This is a genomic window from Segatella copri (assembly GCF_051861805.1).
GTDB classification, from domain to species: Bacteria; Bacteroidota; Bacteroidia; order Bacteroidales; family Bacteroidaceae; genus Prevotella; species Prevotella copri_M.
Genome location: NZ_CP146520.1, coordinates 2,341,588 through 2,360,117 on the forward strand (window position 1 = coordinate 2,341,588; position 18,530 = coordinate 2,360,117).

Annotated in this window: 18 protein-coding genes; 13 read left to right on the plus strand and 5 right to left on the minus strand. The window is 46.9% G+C overall.

The annotated features are described in order from the left end of the window. Nucleotides 1-37: 37 nt before the first annotated feature. Both V8Z93_RS09105 and V8Z93_RS09110 read right to left on the minus strand, forming a co-directional pair. Entirely contained in the window at nt 38-325 is a 288-nt protein-coding gene (locus tag V8Z93_RS09105; RefSeq protein WP_439431311.1) for a mechanosensitive ion channel protein MscS, read from the minus strand. A 54-nt stretch (nt 326-379) separates the two neighbouring features. Next, nucleotides 380-1,267, minus strand: a complete 888-nt coding sequence (locus tag V8Z93_RS09110) for a DUF4468 domain-containing protein (RefSeq protein ID WP_203038563.1) — start codon at nt 1,265-1,267, stop codon at nt 380-382. A 373-nt stretch (nt 1,268-1,640) separates the two neighbouring features. Here V8Z93_RS09110 and metA point away from each other — a divergent pair, with 373 nt between their 5' ends. Genes metA through V8Z93_RS09125 form a run of 3 tightly spaced genes read left to right on the plus strand, consistent with a single transcriptional unit; the run spans nt 1,641 to nt 5,710 of the window. Next, complete coding sequence (gene metA, locus V8Z93_RS09115) at nt 1,641-2,558, plus strand: homoserine O-acetyltransferase MetA (protein WP_203038561.1); 918 nt, start codon at nt 1,641-1,643, stop codon at nt 2,556-2,558. Between the two features lie 60 nt (nt 2,559-2,618). Further along, the gene (locus tag V8Z93_RS09120; protein WP_437183047.1) at nt 2,619-4,751 is read left to right on the plus strand and encodes a peptidase U32 family protein; all 2,133 of its coding nucleotides are present in this window, start codon (nt 2,619-2,621) and stop codon (nt 4,749-4,751) included. Nucleotides 4,752-4,786: 35 nt separating this feature from the next. Then, a complete protein-coding gene (locus V8Z93_RS09125; RefSeq protein WP_256624714.1) occupies nt 4,787-5,710 on the plus strand; it encodes a zinc ribbon domain-containing protein in 924 nt (307 codons plus the stop codon). A 107-nt stretch (nt 5,711-5,817) separates the two neighbouring features. On the opposite strand, the gene V8Z93_RS09130 is transcribed toward V8Z93_RS09125, so the two are convergent. Next, nucleotides 5,818-6,417: a phosphoribosyltransferase gene (locus V8Z93_RS09130; protein WP_439431312.1), complete on the minus strand. Its 600-nt coding sequence runs from the start codon at nt 6,415-6,417 to the stop codon at nt 5,818-5,820. Between the two features lie 229 nt (nt 6,418-6,646). Here V8Z93_RS09130 and V8Z93_RS09135 point away from each other — a divergent pair, with 229 nt between their 5' ends. Continuing rightward, nucleotides 6,647-7,546 carry a YitT family protein gene (locus V8Z93_RS09135; protein WP_203049922.1) on the plus strand — a complete coding sequence of 300 codons (900 nt, stop codon included), beginning with the start codon at nt 6,647-6,649 and terminating at the stop codon, nt 7,544-7,546. Between the two features lie 165 nt (nt 7,547-7,711). Here the strand turns inward: V8Z93_RS09135 and V8Z93_RS09140 are convergent, their stop codons facing one another. Then, nucleotides 7,712-8,428: a YhcH/YjgK/YiaL family protein gene (locus V8Z93_RS09140; RefSeq protein WP_439431313.1), complete on the minus strand. Its 717-nt coding sequence runs from the start codon at nt 8,426-8,428 to the stop codon at nt 7,712-7,714. A gap of 94 nt (nt 8,429-8,522) precedes the next feature. After that, nucleotides 8,523-10,517, minus strand: a complete 1,995-nt coding sequence (locus V8Z93_RS09145) for a fructose-1,6-bisphosphatase (protein ID WP_439431314.1) — start codon at nt 10,515-10,517, stop codon at nt 8,523-8,525. A 198-nt stretch (nt 10,518-10,715) separates the two neighbouring features. Between V8Z93_RS09145 and galE the strand changes: the two genes are divergently transcribed. From galE to V8Z93_RS09190, 9 genes are all read left to right on the plus strand, one after another. Next, the gene (galE, locus tag V8Z93_RS09150) at nt 10,716-11,753 is read left to right on the plus strand and encodes a UDP-glucose 4-epimerase GalE (protein ID WP_439431315.1); all 1,038 of its coding nucleotides are present in this window, start codon (nt 10,716-10,718) and stop codon (nt 11,751-11,753) included. A 110-nt stretch (nt 11,754-11,863) separates the two neighbouring features. Further along, on the plus strand, nt 11,864-12,181 hold the full coding sequence (locus V8Z93_RS09155; RefSeq protein ID WP_439431316.1) for a T9SS type A sorting domain-containing protein: 318 nt from the start codon (nt 11,864-11,866) through the stop codon (nt 12,179-12,181). A 96-nt stretch (nt 12,182-12,277) separates the two neighbouring features. Beyond that, nucleotides 12,278-13,849, plus strand: coding sequence for a L,D-transpeptidase family protein (locus V8Z93_RS09160; protein WP_439431317.1), 1,572 nt, complete (start codon nt 12,278-12,280; stop codon nt 13,847-13,849). A 41-nt stretch (nt 13,850-13,890) separates the two neighbouring features. Then, the gene (locus V8Z93_RS09165) at nt 13,891-14,442 is read left to right on the plus strand and encodes an RNA polymerase sigma factor (protein WP_439431318.1); all 552 of its coding nucleotides are present in this window, start codon (nt 13,891-13,893) and stop codon (nt 14,440-14,442) included. A 77-nt stretch (nt 14,443-14,519) separates the two neighbouring features. Beyond that, nucleotides 14,520-14,927, plus strand: a complete 408-nt coding sequence (locus V8Z93_RS09170; RefSeq protein ID WP_439431319.1) for a hypothetical protein — start codon at nt 14,520-14,522, stop codon at nt 14,925-14,927. A gap of 71 nt (nt 14,928-14,998) precedes the next feature. Then, a complete protein-coding gene (locus tag V8Z93_RS09175) occupies nt 14,999-15,463 on the plus strand; it encodes a hypothetical protein (protein ID WP_439431320.1) in 465 nt (154 codons plus the stop codon). 212 nt (nt 15,464-15,675) lie between these two features. Then, nucleotides 15,676-17,433: an aspartate--tRNA ligase gene (gene aspS, locus V8Z93_RS09180; RefSeq protein WP_439431321.1), complete on the plus strand. Its 1,758-nt coding sequence runs from the start codon at nt 15,676-15,678 to the stop codon at nt 17,431-17,433. Nucleotides 17,434-17,626: 193 nt separating this feature from the next. Next, nucleotides 17,627-17,947 carry a winged helix-turn-helix domain-containing protein gene (locus V8Z93_RS09185; RefSeq protein ID WP_203049939.1) on the plus strand — a complete coding sequence of 107 codons (321 nt, stop codon included), beginning with the start codon at nt 17,627-17,629 and terminating at the stop codon, nt 17,945-17,947. 136 nt (nt 17,948-18,083) lie between these two features. Next, complete coding sequence (locus V8Z93_RS09190; protein ID WP_203038539.1) at nt 18,084-18,434, plus strand: hypothetical protein; 351 nt, start codon at nt 18,084-18,086, stop codon at nt 18,432-18,434. Nucleotides 18,435-18,530: the final 96 nt, after the last annotated feature.

An 18,530-nucleotide genomic window follows, 5' to 3' on the forward strand; every position in this document is an offset into this window, starting at 1 on the left:
TTCTTGATGATAGAAACGCTGGTTTTGAGCCATGCGTCTATTTCTTGAATAATCGGATGCAGACTTCGGCTATCTTCATGACGACGCCGATGATGAGCAGGATGTTGGCGATGGTGTGGTCATCCATCTGGGTCCAGAGGATGACACCCACTACGGCAAACAGCATGAAGCCGATGTTGAGCCAATTGCGCACTGCCAGCATGTTGCTTTTGTCAGCGTATTCCAATCGGCGATGGCGGCGATGTTCCGGGCGCACGGCATAGCTGGTTTGTGGCTGTGCGGTGGTCTCGGTAGTTTCCTTATTTTCTGTATTCTTGATATCCATGATAAATGGTTTGATGATTTCTTACTAATACGTTTATTATTTTACCAATTATGTTTATTGCTTTACCAATGCAGTCAAATCGTTGAAAATCTGGTCCTTGCGGTCGATGGTGAGTCGGCGGAACTTACCGAATATCTTGGCAAGGTTTGTCTTCTTCTTGTTGAGGGCATACTTGTCGGTAATTACTTCCTCGGCAGGAGCCTTGAATCCGGTGCTTCTGTCTTCTTCGTAAATGTAGTAGAGGCGCTCAAGGGTCAGCGTGAGGTGGTTGTCCTTGATAGAAGCCACGAGGTTGTACTTGAACTCAGTGCGGTCGAGCGAGATGAATGAGTTGCTGAAGACAAGCCATTCGTCCATGGTGTTGGCGATGATGTGCTGGTCTTTGTTCACCAGTGCCATTCTGCTCTTGATGTTGTTCTCGCCCTGAGTCAGTTCGCTCATGTATTGGTAAACGATGTTGTAGATTTCGTCAGCGCTCTTTCCGTTGGCATCAGTATCGAGTGTAAACTCTACCTTTCCTTCTGAATTGATGGTAACGGCACCATCCAAGTATTTTGCATCTGCCTTGATGACAGCGCCTTGAGCGTTTTTCTCTACTTTCTTCACCTCTGCTTTCTTAGGTTCGGCAGTAGGAATCGCCCAACCGGAAGTGGTCTTGGTCTGCTGGCTCTGGGTCTTGTTGGCTTCCGCCTTCGTTTTAGCAGCTTCTGCCTTCACTTTCTCTGCCTCAGCCTTGATTTTCTCAGCTTCTGCTTTCATTTTCTCAGCTTCCGCCTTTGTCTTGGCAGCCTCAGCTTGTAGCTTGGCAGCCTCAAGAGCCTTCTTGGCTTCCTCCAAATCCTTTTGTGCTTTCTCCAGCTGTTGCTGCGGTGTCAGCACTGTCTGTGCCTGCATCGTCAGGGCAGGGAGCAGCACGAGTATCGAGATGAATAACTTTTTCATTTTCCGAATATTTTATTTTCTGTTTTTACAACCTACAAAGTTATTGAAAATTCTGCGAATATCCTATTATTATAACATATATTTATAAATTCTTTCGCAAAGTTAACATTGGTAAATAGTATGGGGGGCTTGCTGAAGGAGAAAAATCGGGAAAAGAAATCGGATTTCAGAGAGAGGGGAGTGATATAAAAACAAGAATCAGATAGAAAAAACTGTTACGAAAGCTTGCGATAATATAAATAACTTTAAAATGGCGAAAAAAAAAGAGAAAAAAATGAAGACTACTTAACGTAATTGTTTCTCTTCATTCATTTTTTTTGTAACTTTGCAGAAAAATTTAAATAATGATTTTAAAAGAAAGGAACAAGATTATATGCCGTTAAGATTACCGGATAAGCTGCCAGCAATCGAATTGCTGAAGCATGAGAATATCTTCGTGATGGATGAGAGCCGTGCGCACAGTCAGGAAATCAGACCTCTGAAAATCTGTGTACTCAATCTCATGCCACTTAAGATTACCACCGAGACCGACTTGGTGCGTTTACTCTCCAACACCCCGTTGCAGTTGGAGGTGTATTTCATGAAACTCAAGAGTCATACTCCCAAGAATACGCCTATTGAGCACATGATGATGTTCTACAAGGATTTCTACGAACTTTCTAAGCAGAAGTTTGATGGCATGATTGTGACAGGTGCACCTATCGAGACAATGGAGTATGAGGATGTGCAGTATTGGGACGAAATCACTGAGATATTCGACTGGGCCCGTACCCACGTTACCTCTACGCTCTATATCTGCTGGGGTGCGCAGGCGGGACTCTATCACTTCTATGGAGTACCTAAGTATCAGTTGGACAAGAAGATGTTCGGCATCTTCCCTCAGAAACCATTGGATCCGTCGCAGCCTATCTTCAGGGGCTTTGATGACATCTTCTATATGCCGCATAGCCGCCATACCGAGGTGCGCCGCGAGGACATAGAGAAAGTGCCGGGACTCGACATCATCGCTGAGTCGCCGGAAAGTGGCGTAAGCATCGTGATGGCAAGAGGAGGAAGAGAGTTCTTCGTTACCGGACATCTGGAGTATGCGCCTAACACCCTGGACAAGGAGTACAAGCGCGACATGGGCAAGCGCGACGATGTGGAGCTGCCGAAGAACTACTACTATAACGACGATCCTAATGAGGCTCCGTTGGTAACCTGGCGTGCTCATGCCAACCTCTTCTATAGCAACTGGATTAACTATTACGTTTACCAGGAGACTCCTTACAACATTGATGATATCAAGTAAGTTGGGAGTTAGAAGTTTTACGCTGAGCGTTATTGCCCAGATAAAGAAGTTTTTTAATTTATGGAACAAGAAAAAGACAACATGGTTTCCCCAAGAAAGCTAGAGCTTCTGGCCCCAGCTAAGAATTTGGAGTGTGGCATTGCCGCCATTGATCATGGTGCCGATGCCGTGTATATTGGCGCACCGAAGTTTGGAGCTAGAGCTGCTGCGGGCAACTCACTTGATGATATCAAGCAGCTCTGCGAGTATGCCCATCAGTTTGGTGCCAAGGTTCATGTCACGGTGAACACCATCATCTATGATAATGAGATGAAGGATACGCTTGAGATGATTGCCGAGCTCGACCGCATCGGTGTGGATGCACTGTTGCTGCAGGATATGGGCGTGCTTTGGGAGACAAGAGCCGGCAAGCTGTGGCATCGCCATCTGCATTCCAGTACGCAATGTGACGCTCGTTCTGCCGACAAGGTGGCTTGGTTGCATCATATTGGCTTCTCTAGAGTGGTCTTGGCCCGTGAACTTTCGTTAGACGAGATTCGTGCCATCCACGAGAAGGTGCCTTATGTGGAGTTGGAAGCATTCGTGCACGGTGCGCTTTGCGTGAGCTATTCGGGTGTGTGCTATGCATCCGAGAAGTGCTTTGCCCGTTCGGCGAATCGTGGCGAGTGTGCTCAGTTCTGCCGCATGAAGTTCAATCTCGTAGATTCTGATAATCAGGAGATTGAACATCAGCGCCATCTGCTTTCGCTCAAGGATCTCTGCCAGATAGACCACGTGAAGGATCTTGCCGATGCAGGCGTCTGCTCGTTCAAGATTGAAGGTAGACTGAAGGATGTGAACTACGTGAAGAACGTGGTGGCTGCCTATAGCCAGAAACTTGATGAGATAGTGGCTTCCAGCAATGGCAAATACATCAGAGCATCCATGGGTGAAACGGCTTACAATTTCCAGCCAAATCTGAAGAAAACCTTCAACCGTGGATATACCAATTATTTTCTCAATGGCCGACAGCCCGACATCGCATCTTTTGATACACCTAAGGCAATGGGTGAGTTTGTGGGCAAGGTGAAGGAGATTCGTGGCACCCACTCGTTCAATGTTGCCACTGTTGCCAGCTTTGCCAATGGCGATGGCCTCTGCTTCATCAATGACGAAGGCGAATTGGAGGGCTTCCGTGTGAACCGAGTGGAAGGCAACCGCCTCTTCCCGCTTCGCATGCCAGAGAACCTGCGTCCGGGCATGGCACTGTATCGCAACAACGACCAGGCTTTCGAGAATATTCTTGCCAGGAAGACTGCCAGCCGCAAGATTCCTGTAATCTTGGATGTGCAAGGCATCTATGAGAATCCTTCTGTGGACCAGCCTTCCGGTATCCTGGTTACAGCCAAGGCAATGATGACTACTCCATATCTCAAAACGACGGATCTTTCTTCTGTTGCTGCCATTACCCGGGAATTGGGCGAGGTATTCTACGAGATGCCTTTGGAGGAGGCGAAGCGCCCTCAGGGTGATAACATCAGAACGCAGCTCAGCAAGTTGGGCACTACGCGCTATGAGTGCAAGGGTGTTTCCCTGCAAGGCATTGAGGACTATTTCGTTCCCAACAGCGTGCTTTCTGCCATCCGCCGCGAATTGGTAGAGAAGATGAACGAAAAGATAGAAGAGATAGTAGATGCTCCTTTGCAGAATGGATTCATGGAAGAACTGATGAGTTCGCCTTACCTGCTTGATCTTCCTGGTGAGGTGGAGATGAAACCTGATGAGTTTGTATGGCAGCCAGCCTATGGCAAGTGGAAGTATCTCTATAATGTGGCAAACTATGCTGCGGTGGATTTCTATCGCATTCACGGTTTGGAGCCTGTGACTCAGGCATTTGAGCTGGGTGTGAAACGACCTTTGGAATGGGATTCGAAAAATGAGGAAGAATATCAGGCTGCAGTGAAGACCGACCGTATGAACTTCGAGGCGATGAAGGCTGCAGGTGTCAACAAGAAGGTGATTACCGATGCCAAGGGCGAGTCGCTCCTGATGCAGTGTCGCCATTGCATCCGCTATTCCTTGGGCTACTGTGTGAAGCGAGGCGGCAAGAAGCCTCAGTGGAAGGAACCGCTCTATCTGGAGTTGGGCGACGGCAGAAGATTCCGCCTGGAATTCAACTGCGCCGAATGCCAGATGCAAGTATATAGTATTTAACAGGCAAGTATATAGCATTTAACAGGCAAAAAGATATGTTGAAGAGAAAAACGACGATATGGCAGGTTATGTTGCTGGGCATCCTACTGATGCTCAGCAGCTGCTACCATCGCCATAACTCTCATCAGCAACATGCGGCGATGGTGGAGTATAGCGACAGACAGCTCGACTCCATCTCATTCTCTACTACCCATCATTATACCAACAAGTATAATTTCCTGGTGTTCAAGGATTCCCTTGAGTTGATGCGCCAGCAGCCTGAGGAGTATATCAGCGGCCTGAAGGTGGATACATTTGCCGTGAAGAAGAACCATCTGCTGGTGGTTACGGATATCCGGATGGTTCCGCAGGATAGCATCGACTCTGTGTGGGTGCAACTTGCCACGGAAAATAATGACTTTGGATGGGTAAGGGAATCTAAACTGCTGCGTAGGGTAGTGCCAGACGACCCGATTTCTGAGTTCATCATGACCTTCAGCAATGTGCATCTGCTCATCTTCCTGGTAGTAATCGTAGTTATTACGATGGCTTACCTGGTGCGCAAGGTGTTCCACAGCAACGGCAAGATAGTTCATTTCAACGACATAGACTCTCCTTATCCGGTGACGCTGGTGCTCCTGGTGAGTATCTCGGCAGCCTTTTATGGTTGGATACAGAGTTTTGAACCCGAGATGTGGAGGCATTTCTATTTCCATCCGTCGCTCAATCCTTTTGCCGTTCCTCATCTGCTGGGTGTATTCCTGGCTTTGGTCTGGGCGGTATTGATTGTTGCCTTGGCATGTGTGGATGAGGTGTATCATCGCCTTACCTTTGGTGAGGGCTTGCTTTATCTGGGAGGACTGGCTGGAGTGTGTGCACTCGATTACATTATCTTCAGTGTATTGTCCTTATATTATATAGGATATGTCTTGCTCATCGCCTATATTTATTTTGCCATCAAGGCTTATCGCCGGAAATAATGCGATGGTGTGGTTTGAAGGAAGAAGATAAAATAAATCCCAGCCGGAATGATTCGGCTGGGATTTATTCATTGTATATATCGTTTGGATAAACAGAAATCCTTGTTTTATTTTGTCTGGTCGTATCCATCAGAAATCTTCTTGCCCAAAGCCAGGGCAGCAACAACTTCTGCTCCCATCTGTTGGAGTTTCTCTGCAAAACGGGCTACGCTGCCACCGGAAGCGATGATGTCGTCGAAAAGGAGGACTTTCTTACCCCGGAAGAACGACTCGTCGATGTGGAGCGTATCCACCTCGTCGCCATCCTCGTCCACTTCAGATGAGAAACTGAAGGCAGGATAGGCATTCTCCATTCCCGTTCGGGTGCAGACCTGCTCACTGAACAGCTTGAAGCGGCGCTCTGTATGCTGGCGCAGCGATGCAGGAATACATGCAAAGGTAAGAGTAGACGCTGTTTCTCCGAACGACTTCAGTATAAAGTCGGTAACCAGGTCGATGGCTTTGCCAACGGCTTGCTGATGGTCGATTTCGGTAGTTAGTTCCGAATTACCTTTGAAGTTGACAATAAGGTCACGCTTTTCCCATTCTTCTGCAGAAAGCTCGAAGGTACCAAAGGCACTGAAGGCTGCATAATCAACCAGCCACTTGTAGTGGATGCCATTGTTAAGACATGGCCATGATGCGATTTTTGTGCTAATTTCTTCCATAGACCAAGATGAATAATATATTTGAAATTCAATTAATGGGTACAAAAATAGAAATATTTTTTTTATTAAGAGAATGTTTTTGGGATTTTTTCATGTTTTCACGATATTTTGGCGGTTTTTGCTTTGTGTTTAACAAATTTTCTATTAACTTTGCAGCCGAAAAGAATAATATTTGGTGCCTTTCCAGCGTCGGTTGGATGGCAAATTACAAAAAAAAGATTTAAACACAATGACGAGAAAAACAAAAATGCACGAGCTTCGTGACTACATCATCATTGCTCTTGCCATGATAGAAGGTAGTATCGGACTCAACATCTTCCTGATTCCAAACCATATCACGATGGGTGGAGTGGGAGGTATTTCCTCTATTGTCTGCTGGGGCTTCGGTATACCGGCTTCTGTCACTTATTTGGTGCTCAACGTGTTTCTGCTGCTCATCGCCTTCCGTATTCTGGGGTGGAAATTCTGTGCCAAGACCATCTATGGCGTGGCTATCTTTGCGGCGGCAACCCGATTCATCGAGACGCACACCGTGGGCATGACTCCGTTGCTTCACGATCAGCCTTTCATGGCTACGGTAATCGGTTCCTTCTTCATGGGCAGTAGTGCCGGATTGGGATTGGGATGCAATGGATCGACGGGAGGTAGCGATACGGTGGCTGCCATGATTAATAAGTATTATAACATCTCTTTGGGACATGTCATCATGGTGTGCGATTTGCTTATTATCACCAGTTCCTATCTGGTGCTCCGTTCGTGGGAGATGGTGATTTATGGCTACGTCTGCCTCTTCGTGATGTCTATCACTGTAGATCATGTGGTAAATGCCTTGCGCCGTTCGGTTCAGTTCTTTATCATTTCTGATAAATACCTGGAGTTGAGTGCTGCTATCAATACGGCTGCCGACCGTGGCTGTACGGTGATGGATGGTCATGGTTGCTATAGCGGAAAGGATGTTCACATGCTCTTCGTGCTGGCAAGACAGCGTGAGTCGCAGAAGATATTTCGTCTGATAGATGAGATTGACCCTACTGCCTTTGTGAGCCAGAGTTCAGTAATCGGTGTCTATGGTGAGGGCTTTGACAGATTTAAGGTAAGCAAGAAGAAAACTTCTCTGCCTAAGATATAGAACTTTCTTCGAAACGAATGTTCTATTCAGCTACGCCGGACTTCCATTCGCCATTGGCGGATGCAAGTCCGGTGTCGTCGTATGTATATCCGCCATTGGCGGATAGAACTTTTATCTTATGGATTAATCCTTTTTGATCTCGATTAATCCTAATTCATATTTCGGTTAATCCTTATAATCCACCTTGATGACAATCACTCTGATGTCCTGATTGTCGGTATCGTTGGCAATCTTGGCGATATGCCAGTCGCCAGGGAAGAAGATGAAGAACTTGTCGGGGGTGCTGTCGTAGAAGCGGGCACGCGACTTGTCGTAATCGTAGTGGATAACGTCTGGGCGATACTTGCAATTAGGCTTGCTGGTAAGATGGTCGATGACGCCGAAACGCTCCACGCCCTTTACCGCATACTGGAAGTCGATGTGGTGGTAATGGCTTTCGCTGCCGCGCTTCTCCAATGGGTCGTTCTTGCTGTCCTCAACGCTGATGGTGAGGTTGGAGCCTGGAATAGGGTGCTTGCCGCCAGGGATGGCGAGCAGGTCGGTCTTGGCGATGAAGTCGAAGAGTGCCTTCCATTGTTCCGGGTTCTTCTGATATTGCAGGTAGAAATCTACCAGGTTTACACTGCTGTGGGCATCAGCCTTCTTGAAGCCGTTGCGCCACTTTCCCTTCTTGTACCATTTCTGTGCAGCCTTCACCAATTTCGGGTCGTTGCTGTAGTCTTGTGTATAGACTCCTTCTTGCTTTGCGTCCTTGCAGCATGCATCTGTATTCTTTTTGCAGTAGCTGCTTTCTGCCTTCTTGCATTGTGCACTTGCCGTGAAGGCTGGAGCTATAGCAAGTGCAGCCATGAGTGATAAGCTCATCAATCTCATTTTCTTCATTTTTCTGATAGTTTTGATTTGTCTGTATTCTGTGATATTTCGCAAGCGCTTAGAGAAGCTAAGCCACTTGCGAAATCTGATCTTCTTGTTGTATTTACTTCTTTCTTTCAGTCTCCTTGATGATTCCATGGCGGAAGGCATAAAGGAGTTCTTCGAGGTCTTCAATCTGCTTGCGAAGTTCATGACCTATGTCGGTATCGGCTACAAGCATGCGGCGGTTTGACATCTCCACGATTTGGGTGGTACTCTTGATGTCGGTGCCACGCTTGATGGCGTCTTCGGCACTGGTGAATGGTTCGTGCTGAACCAGTTGGAAACCGCGTGAGTGATAAACCAGGGTATAGCCGGCAATGCCCGTCTCGTTGTGGTAGGCCTTGGAGAAACCGCCGTCGATGACCATCAGCTTACCATTTGCCTTGATAGGATTCTCGCCCTTCAGGGTGCGCACTGGCACGTGACCATTGATGATGTGGCGGTTCTCGCCGTTAAGTCCGAAGGCATCCATGATGTGGTCTATCACCTCTTCGTTGTCGCGCAACTTGAAGTAGTAGCCTTTCTCCTCCTTATGGGTCTCCTTGTCGGCGATGAAATAGCGCTCGAAGGTAGCCATCTTGCTCTTGTCGAAGAGTGGACTGTCAGGGCCGCACCACAGATAGATGAAGTAGTCGATGGCGTATTCTTGCTCGTTAGGGTCGCTGTCTTGCTGGAAGGCAGTGCGAATCTGCATGCCTGTATGGTGCATCAGTTCCTTTCCGCTATACTTCTGTCCTGGATAGATTTCCACCTCCTTTAATGTTCCGTCTTCGTTGAGTGGGCAGGATGCGTGGAAGAGCAGGTTGTTGTTGAAGATGGCATACATGCAGCCATGCTGAAGCATCACGCGGATATGCTTGTGCAGTTTTTCGCAAACCTTGAAGGAGTGGTGCAGTTTCTGCATCAGCAGTTCTTCCTCCGGGCTCAGCCTGTTAGGCTGTTTCGGGTCGATGGTAGGGAAGTTGCAGGAAGTCATCTCATATTCCTTTCCGTCCACCATCACTGTTCCCTTCTCGAAGTTTACCTGTTCGAAGAGTCGGCGTCCCTCCATCTTCCATTCCGGGTGTTTCTGGAAGAGCTGACTTTCTATCTTAAACTGGATTACGGCGATGGCCTTGTGCATCAAGGAGGTGAGTCGCTGTGTCTTCTCATCCATGGCAGCAGCACCGCCCGTCATCTTAGGCTTGAACTCCTCGCAAGGGTCGTCGCCGTAGGTGTCCATCGCAAAGGTGGCAAGTGGGATGAGGTTGATGCCGTATCCTTCTTCCAGGGTAGCCAAGTTGGCATAGCGCAGCGAGAGACGGATAACGTTGCAGATGCAGGCATCGTTGCCGGCAGCTGCTCCCATCCAGAGCACGTCGTGGTTACCCCACTGCATGTCCCAGCTGTGATAGCGGCGCATCTTGTCGAGGATGATATGTGCGCCTGGACCACGGTCGTAGATGTCGCCCAAGATATGGAGCTGGTCGATGGCGAGTCGCTGGATGACGTTAGCGATGGCTACAATGAAATCGTCGGCACGCCCAGTGCTGATGATGGTATCTACGATGACGTTGACGTAAGCTGCCTTGTCATGGTCTTCGGTATGCTCATGCAGGAGTTCCTGGATGATGTAGGAAAAATCGCATGGTAACGACTTGCGCACCTTGGAACGGGTGTATTTGCTCGATACATCACGGCATACAGCCACCAGCTGGTGCAGGGTGATGTGATACCAGTCGTTAATGTCAGCTTCTCGCTGTTTCACCTGTTCCAGCATCTGTTCTGGATAATAGATGAGAGTGCAGAGCTCACGCTTATCCTGTTCGCGCAGTGTGTTGCCGAAGAGTTCGTTCACTTTGCGCTTGATGTTTCCTGATGCATTTTTCAATACGTGGAGGAAAGCCTCATACTCTCCGTGGATGTCGGCAAGGAAATGTTCCGTGCCCTTCGGGAGGTTGAGAATGGCTTGCAGGTTGATAATCTCCGTGCTCGCCTCAGCCACAGTAGGGAACGACTGGGCCAGGAGCTGCAAGTATCGCATGTCTTGATTTATGTCATAATGTTTTGCTACCATAAAATCTTTTTTGCGTTTAGTTGATAATTATATTCGAGTTATTTCAAGTGCAAAGTTACAGCTAATTCTTGAAAATAAAGAATTTGTCGAGATATTTTTTTGATTTTATTTTGTAGTTTCATATTTTTGCAGTACTTTTGCATCCGTAACTAGATTCTAGTTAATTAGAATATCAACTTTTCAATAAAGCTAACGATAATGAAACAGACAATTTTGGTAACAGGCGGTACAGGCTTCATCGGTAGCCATACCACAGTAGAGTTGCAGCAGGCTGGCTACAACGTAGTAATCGTAGATGACCTCTCTAACTCTAAGATCGAGGTACTCGACGGTATTGAGAAAATCACAGGCATTCGCCCTGCTTTCGAGCAGGTAGATTTGCGCGACAAGGCTGCAACAGAGGCCGTGTTCAAGAAGTATCCAGCTATCGAGGGTATTATCCACTTTGCTGCCAGCAAGGCTGTGGGCGAGAGCGTGCAGAAGCCTTTGCTCTACTACCGCAACAACTTGGTTTCGCTCATCAACCTGCTTGAGCTCATGCCACAGTATAATGTAAAGGGTATCATCTTCTCTTCTTCCTGCACCGTTTACGGTCAGCCAAAGCCGGAGAACCTGCCTGTTACTGAGGATGCTCCTCACCAGAAGGCTACTTCTCCATACGGTAACACCAAGGAAATTAACGAGCAGATTATTGCCGACTATATCCATAGTGGCGCTAACATTAAGAGCATCGTGTTGAGATACTTCAATCCAATCGGCGCCCATCCATCTGCTGAAATCGGTGAGTTGCCTAATGGCGTGCCAAACAACCTGATTCCTTATGTAACACAGACCGCCATGGGTATCCGCAAGGAGCTTACCATCTTCGGTAACGACTACGATACTCCTGATGGAACCTGTATCCGCGACTACATCTATGTAGTTGACCTTGCCAAGGCTCATGTTTGCGCTATGGCCCGTGTGCTCGACAAGGAGACTGAGCCTATTGAGTACTTCAACATTGGTACAGGTAATGGTAACTCAACTCTCGAAATCGTTGAGACCTTCGAGAAGGCTACTGGCGTGAAGTTGAACTGGAAATATGGTCCTCGTCGTGAGGGTGATATCGAGAAGATCTGGGGCGACTGCACCAAGGCTAACAAGGTGCTCGGCTGGAAGGCTGAGGCTAACCTTTCTGACGTGCTTGCATCTGCCTGGAAGTGGCAGGAGAAGCTCCGCGCTGACGGAATCATGTAATACATAGATTAAATATTCTTAAAAAGGAGGAACTTTCTGCCGAAAAAGGTGGTGGGTTCCTTCTTTTTTTATATCTTTGCAAAAAGTATTTTAACGAAAACAGCAACGATATGAAGAAAACGCTATTTACCATCATAACTGTTGCGGGCATGATGCTCGCAATGCCAGCAACAACCATGGCTGCTAACAGTGCCGTGGAGTTGATAGATATGGATGTGCAGGACATCACGCTTACGTATAGCAACGGGGTGATGCACATCACGGGTGCCGGAAATCAGGTGGTTACCATCTATAACCTGGCAGGCATCGCCGTGAAATCATTTAGAGTGGATGGGGTTGATAAACGCATCAGCCTTGCTCTGCCAGATGGTGTATATATTATTAAGGTAGGACCTTCGTTTACCCGTAAGATTACCGTTAGGCGATAGGCTTTGCCCGTATAGGCATTACCTGTTCTATGAGAGGTAACTTTTCTTAAGTAACTGAACGTTTACCCTAAATAGTAATACAGTAATACATCAAAAGTGAAACTATTAAAGATTATCCCTGCATTGCTATGTATGGCTCTGTTGTCATGCAAGGAGCATGAACCCAATAGCAATGTAGGATTATCGTTAGAATACTATCAGGACATGCGTAACCCAAACTATGCCATCAACTCTAGAATGATTAGGGAGCTGATGGACAGTTTGATGCGCAATGACGGGGGCTCTACTGTTGCCGACCAGCATACCAAAAGATATTATAGTAACAGAGGTGGCTTTCTTTGGATAGACAGGCATGGGGTGGACCAGCGTGCTGACACCTTGCTTGCTTATCTGCAGAAGGTGGGCGATATGGGATTCAATCCGAAGCATTTCTATGTAAAAAACATAGAGACCGATCTGCAGCGTCTTCGTGACTTGCAGTTGGGCGAGGGAACTGAGGACGCAAACCATGTGCTGGCTAGGCTGGAGTATTGGCTCACTAAATCATACCTGCGCTATGTGGGTGGGCAGCGTTTCGGCTACGTGAATCCTACTTTTGTTCTGAACCGTCTTGACAGCATAGAGCCCAATCCATATGATTCCATCAAGCGTCCCGTGAGATACCGTGGACTTTATGATGTGAAGATAGATCATGCTAGCGACAGCTTCTATCATCTTGCCCTGCAGCAGATTGTAAAAAGTGGACGTAGCAACGATGGAGAAAGAGATGACAGACAGAAGGGGGTAATCAGCCCTTTGTCGGCTTTTCTGCGTGACGTGCAGCCAAAGTCTGCTTTTTATGAGCAGTTGATGGCAAAACTGCAAGCGCCAGGGTTGGGCAAAGCCATGAGAACCAAGATTTTGGTGAATATGGAACGTTGCCGTTGGCGACAGGCGGATAGTCCGGAGAAGCATCAGAAGTATGTGTTGGTCAATATCCCGTCTTACCATCTCTTCGCCATCGACCATCAGGATACCCTTTCCATGCGCATCGGCTGCGGATCAACCAAGACCAAGACACCATTGCTTACCAGCTATTTCAAGCGGATGGACTTGAACCCGAAATGGTTTGTTCCTCGCAGCATCATCATCAAGGATATGGTGCATCATGCCGGAAATGTGGGCTACTTCAGGTCTCGCAACTATTATATCTCCGATCGTGCCACGGGTAAGGAGGTAGATCCGGCAATGGTTAGTCGCAACATGCTTGCTTCAGGCAAATACGGCGTAGTGCAGCGTGGTGGAAAAGGCAACGCCTTGGGTAGAATTATCTTCCGCTTCGATAACAACTTCTCTGTCTATCTGCATGATACATCTAGCAGAGGCGTATTTGAAAAAGAAGATCGTGGCGTTTCGCATGGCTGCGTGAGAGTGGAGAAACCTTTTGAGTTGGCCAAGTTCCTGCTGAAAGATAAGAACGAGAAACTCTTGGGGCGCATCGAATACTCCATGACTGCCGACTCGCTAAACATTCGCAGCAAGGTGGTGGGCTCGGTGAAGGTAGAGCCGCAGGTTCCGCTTTTCATTACCTATTACACGCTCTATCCGTTTGCTGGAGGAATGGCAAACTATCCCGATGTATATGGATTCGACGAGGTGATATATGCCGTGTTGAAGAAATATCTTTAGGCAAATTTTTAGTAATACATCAATTAAGGTCATATAATGATATGGAACTCAGTGATAAGGAAATGATAGATATGCTCCAAGACCCGCACACAAGGCGGGAAGGATTCGCTGTGCTGGTAAGGCAGTATAGCGAACCGCTTTACTGGAAGGTGCGTCGTATCGTGCTGAACCATGAAGATGCCAACGATGTGTTGCAAAATGCCTTTCTTAAGATTTGGAACAATCTGGATACCTTTCAGGGAAAGTCGGCGCTTTCCACATGGCTCTATCGCATTGCCATCAATGAGGCTCTCGACTTTGTGCGGCGGCAGAAGAACGTGAACTCTGCTACTGTAAGTACGGAGGATGAACCGGGCGTGGCTGCCCGGCTGATGGGCGATGATTACTTTGATGGGGATGAGGCGCAAGCCCGGTTGCAGGAGGCTGTGGCCCGGCTACCCGAAGTGCAGCGCACGGTGTTCACATTAAAGTATTTCGATGAACTGAAATATTCGGAAATCAGCAAGATATTAGATACCAGCGAAGGGGCGCTCAAAGCGTCTTATCACCTGGCAGTGAAGAAAATAACAGAATATTTGCATTTGGGTGAATAAAAGATTAAACCTTTTGCGTGCGGTTTCGTCTTTATTAATAAAAAGCATCTCTAAAATATGAAGAAAGGGATATTGATATGATGAAGGAAGAGAAAAAAATAAAAGATACTTTTGGCAATGGCAACCATTTCCAGATACCTGCTGGGTATTTCGACCAGTTGGCAGACCAGATAATGGCGCAGATTCCAGAACAGAAAGCTGTTGAGCCGATGGCTCCTTCTGCTCCTCGAAAGGCTATGAAGGTTTCCCTGTGGAATCGATTGGCTATAGCCAAGGTTGCAGCGGCTGTTGCTGCAGCGGTGGTTTTGCTGGGAGGTGGAGTGATGGTAGCTTTGCAGCATTCTGCAAAGGGGGATGTGCAGATGGCTCATTCTGCAGGATTCCAAGCTACTTACAGTAGCGGGGATGATAGTTTTGACCAGATGGCAGACTATGCCATGATGGATAGTCAGGATTTCTATGCGCAGCTCGTGGCAGAGAACTAGAGCTTGTGGTAGAAATCAAGAGTAGTAAACATAAATAAGAATCAAAATAAAGCAAATAAAGAAGCATGATAATGATGAAGCAACTCATAAAAAGCAAACTGGCGGTTTTGCTGTCGGTGATAATGCTCAGCATGCTGAGCATGGTGAGCACGGAAGGATGGGCTGGTAATGCCAAGAAGCAGCGCCCGCCGTTTGACCCGAAGCGCTTTGAGGCAGAATTGGAGCAGTATATCACCACTCATGCCGGGCTTACCCCAAGAGAGGCGGCCAGGTTTTTTCCTGTATATCGCCAGATGATGAAGAAAATGCGATTTCATTTTGATGCAATGCGCCGCTTTCATTATGTCAACCCGAAAGACGAACGTGCCTGCATGGAGGCTATCCGCCGACAGGACGAACTGGACATTGAGATGAAGCAGTTGCAGCAGGAATATCATTCTCGTTTTCTGTATATCCTGCCTGCCAGCAAGGTGCTTCGCATCCTCAAGGCAGAGGAGCAGTTCCATCGTCAGGCTTTCAAGAAAGCCAATAAATAAAAGAAAAGCCAATAAATAAAAGAATTGTAAGTGAAAGCTACTTGCTTTCAAGACATGAAATATAGCAGGTGATGGGCTGATTTCTAGCCCTATTGCCGCTTAAAAAATCGCAAAGATGTTATTTCTGTAACATTTTTGCGATTTTATTTTGTTATTTCCTTTATTTATCGTAACTTTGCAAATTGGAAATAAATTATATAATATAATAAGGTATGTACAGAAGTAATACATGTGGAGAGTTACGCCTCTCTGATGCTGGCAAGGAAGTGACACTTGCCGGATGGGTACAGCGCTCAAGGAAAATGGGTGGTATGACATTCGTTGACTTGCGCGACCGTTATGGTATCACACAGCTGGTCTTCAATGAGGCCGATGATAAAGATTTGTGTGATGCTGCCAACAAGCTGGGTCGTGAGTATTGCATCCAGATTAAGGGTGTGGTAAGCGAGCGACAGAGCAAGAATCCTAAGATGGATACTGGCGATATCGAAATCCTGGTAAAGGAGCTTAATGTGCTTTCTCAGAGCCAGACTCCTCCTTTTACTATCGAGGACAACACCGATGGCGGTGACGATATTCGCATGAAATATCGTTATCTCGACTTGCGCCGCCCTGCTGTGCGCAAGAACCTGGAGTTGCGCCACCGTATGTGTATCTTGATTCGCAACTTCCTCGATGCTCAGAACTTCATGGAGGTGGAGACTCCTATCCTCATCGGCAGTACTCCAGAGGGTGCCCGTGACTTCGTGGTTCCATCTCGTATGAACCCAGGTCAGTTCTACGCACTTCCTCAAAGTCCTCAGACTTTGAAGCAGCTCTTGATGGTAGCAGGTTTCGACCGTTACTTCCAGATTGCAAAGTGCTTCCGCGATGAGGACCTCCGCGCCGACCGCCAGCCTGAGTTTACTCAGATTGACTGCGAGATGAGTTTCGTAGATCAGGATGATGTTATCAACCTCTTCGAGGAGATGGCTCGCCACTTGTTCAAGGAGATTCGTGGCGTAGAGCTTCCTAAGCTGGAGCAGATGACATGGCATGAGGCTATGCGCCGTTTCGGTAGTGATAAGCCTGACTTGCGTTTCGGTATGGAGTTCGTAGAGTTGAAGGATGCCTTCGCAGGCAAGGGCAACTTCTCTGTATTCGATGAGGCTAAGTATATCGGTGGTATCTGTGTACCTGGTTGCGCTGACTATAGCCGCAAGCAGTTGAACGAGTTGACCGATTTCGTGAAGCGTCCACAGGTAGGTGCCAAGGGATTGGTATATATCAAGTACAATGCTGACGGCACCGTAAAGAGTAGCATCGACAAGTTCTATTCTCCAGAGGAACTCGCAGAAATCAAGACAGTGATGGGTGCCAAGGATGGCGACCTCGTATTGATTTTGAGTGGTGACAACGCTAACAAGACACGTGTTCAGCTTTGCTCTTTGCGCCTTGAGATGGGTGACCGTCTCGGCTTGCGCGACAAGAACGTGTTCAAGTGCCTTTGGATTATTGACTTCCCTCTCTTCGAGTGGAGCGATGAGGAGCAGCGTCTGATGGCTACGCACCATCCATTCACCATGCCAAATCCTGATGATATCCCATTGCTCGACGAGCATCCTGAGCAGGTTCGTGCCAAGGCATACGACTTTGTTTGCAATGGTATCGAAGTGGGTGGAGGTTCTCTCCGTATCCACGATACCCAGCTGCAGGAGAAGATGTTCGAGGTTCTCGGTTTCACTCCAGAGCGTGCCGAGGCTCAGTTTGGCTTCCTGATGAATGCCTTCAAGTATGGAGCACCACCTCACGCAGGTCTTGCTTTCGGTCTTGATCGTTTCGTAAGTATCATGGCAGGTCTCGACAGTATCCGTGACTGCATCGCATTCCCTAAGAATAACTCAGGTCGCGACGTGATGCTTGATGCCCCATCAGAGTTGGATCCAAAGCAGCTCGATGAGTTGGAAATCAAACTCGATTTGAAAGACTAAAGTGTTAACATAAGAGGAGTTGCATTGCTTAAAACTTGACTTAAGTCAAAAAAAACACTGCAACTTCTTGCTAACTAGCACTTTTCTACTTAAAAAGGCTCAAAATTGAAATATTTTATTTAATTTTGCAGAAGAAATAATTAAAGAAGTAAGCATAAGCCAAACTTCGTATAACCAATTATTTACTAAAGACATGGTAGAAAAGAAAGCAACAAAGACAGCTGTCAAGAAGACAGCAACAAAGAAGGCTACAACAGCTAAGACAGCTACAGCAGCTAAGAAGACTACAGCAACAGCTGCAGCAAAGACGGAAGTTATCTATTTGAACGCAGAAAACGCTGGTTTCCGCGCTGGTGATGTTTACCAGGCTTTGGCAGCAGCAGAGAATGCTCTTTCATTGGAGGAGATTGCAAAGATGGCTAACATCTCTATTGAGGATACTATCCTTGGTATTGGATGGCTCTTCAAAGAAGGCAAGATTAAGTCAGAGGACAACAAGGTTGCTCTCGCTTAAATAATAGTATCTTAAAGAGCCGCAGTTTCTTGACCGGAAGGGTGGGAGGCTGCGGCTTTTTCTTTCTCTTTTAATATCTTCCTTTTTATGCTTAGGTGGATATGATATTTTGCTTTTTCTACTTTTATTGATTAAAATGAATCTTGAACAAGAAATACTGAGCGTTTTGGTACAGGCTGGCAGCAAAGGTCTCAAATTAGAGAAAATTGCCCGCCATGTTTATAATTCCGGTAACTCCATCTTTCATCCCCTAGATTATAAGGTGGTGTATAATTCTGTGGCTCAGTATCTTATGAAAAATTCCAAAGATCCTCGTTCTTTCATAGAGAAAGGTAAGGAATATGGTGTTTATCGTATCAATTATCATAGTTCGGCTGTCAGGCAATTGATGCTTGACTTCTCTTCTGCTACTGCCTTTCCGGAAGCTGGAGCCGAAGAACAGAAAGAGAAAAAAGCGCAGGAAATTGATTTATTTGGTGATTTTTGATTTTTTTATAGTTTCAAAAAGGGGGAAAATGGAGATGTATTCGTATTATATATGTATGTATGAAGCATAAAATACAAGTAACTTAATTAATTAACA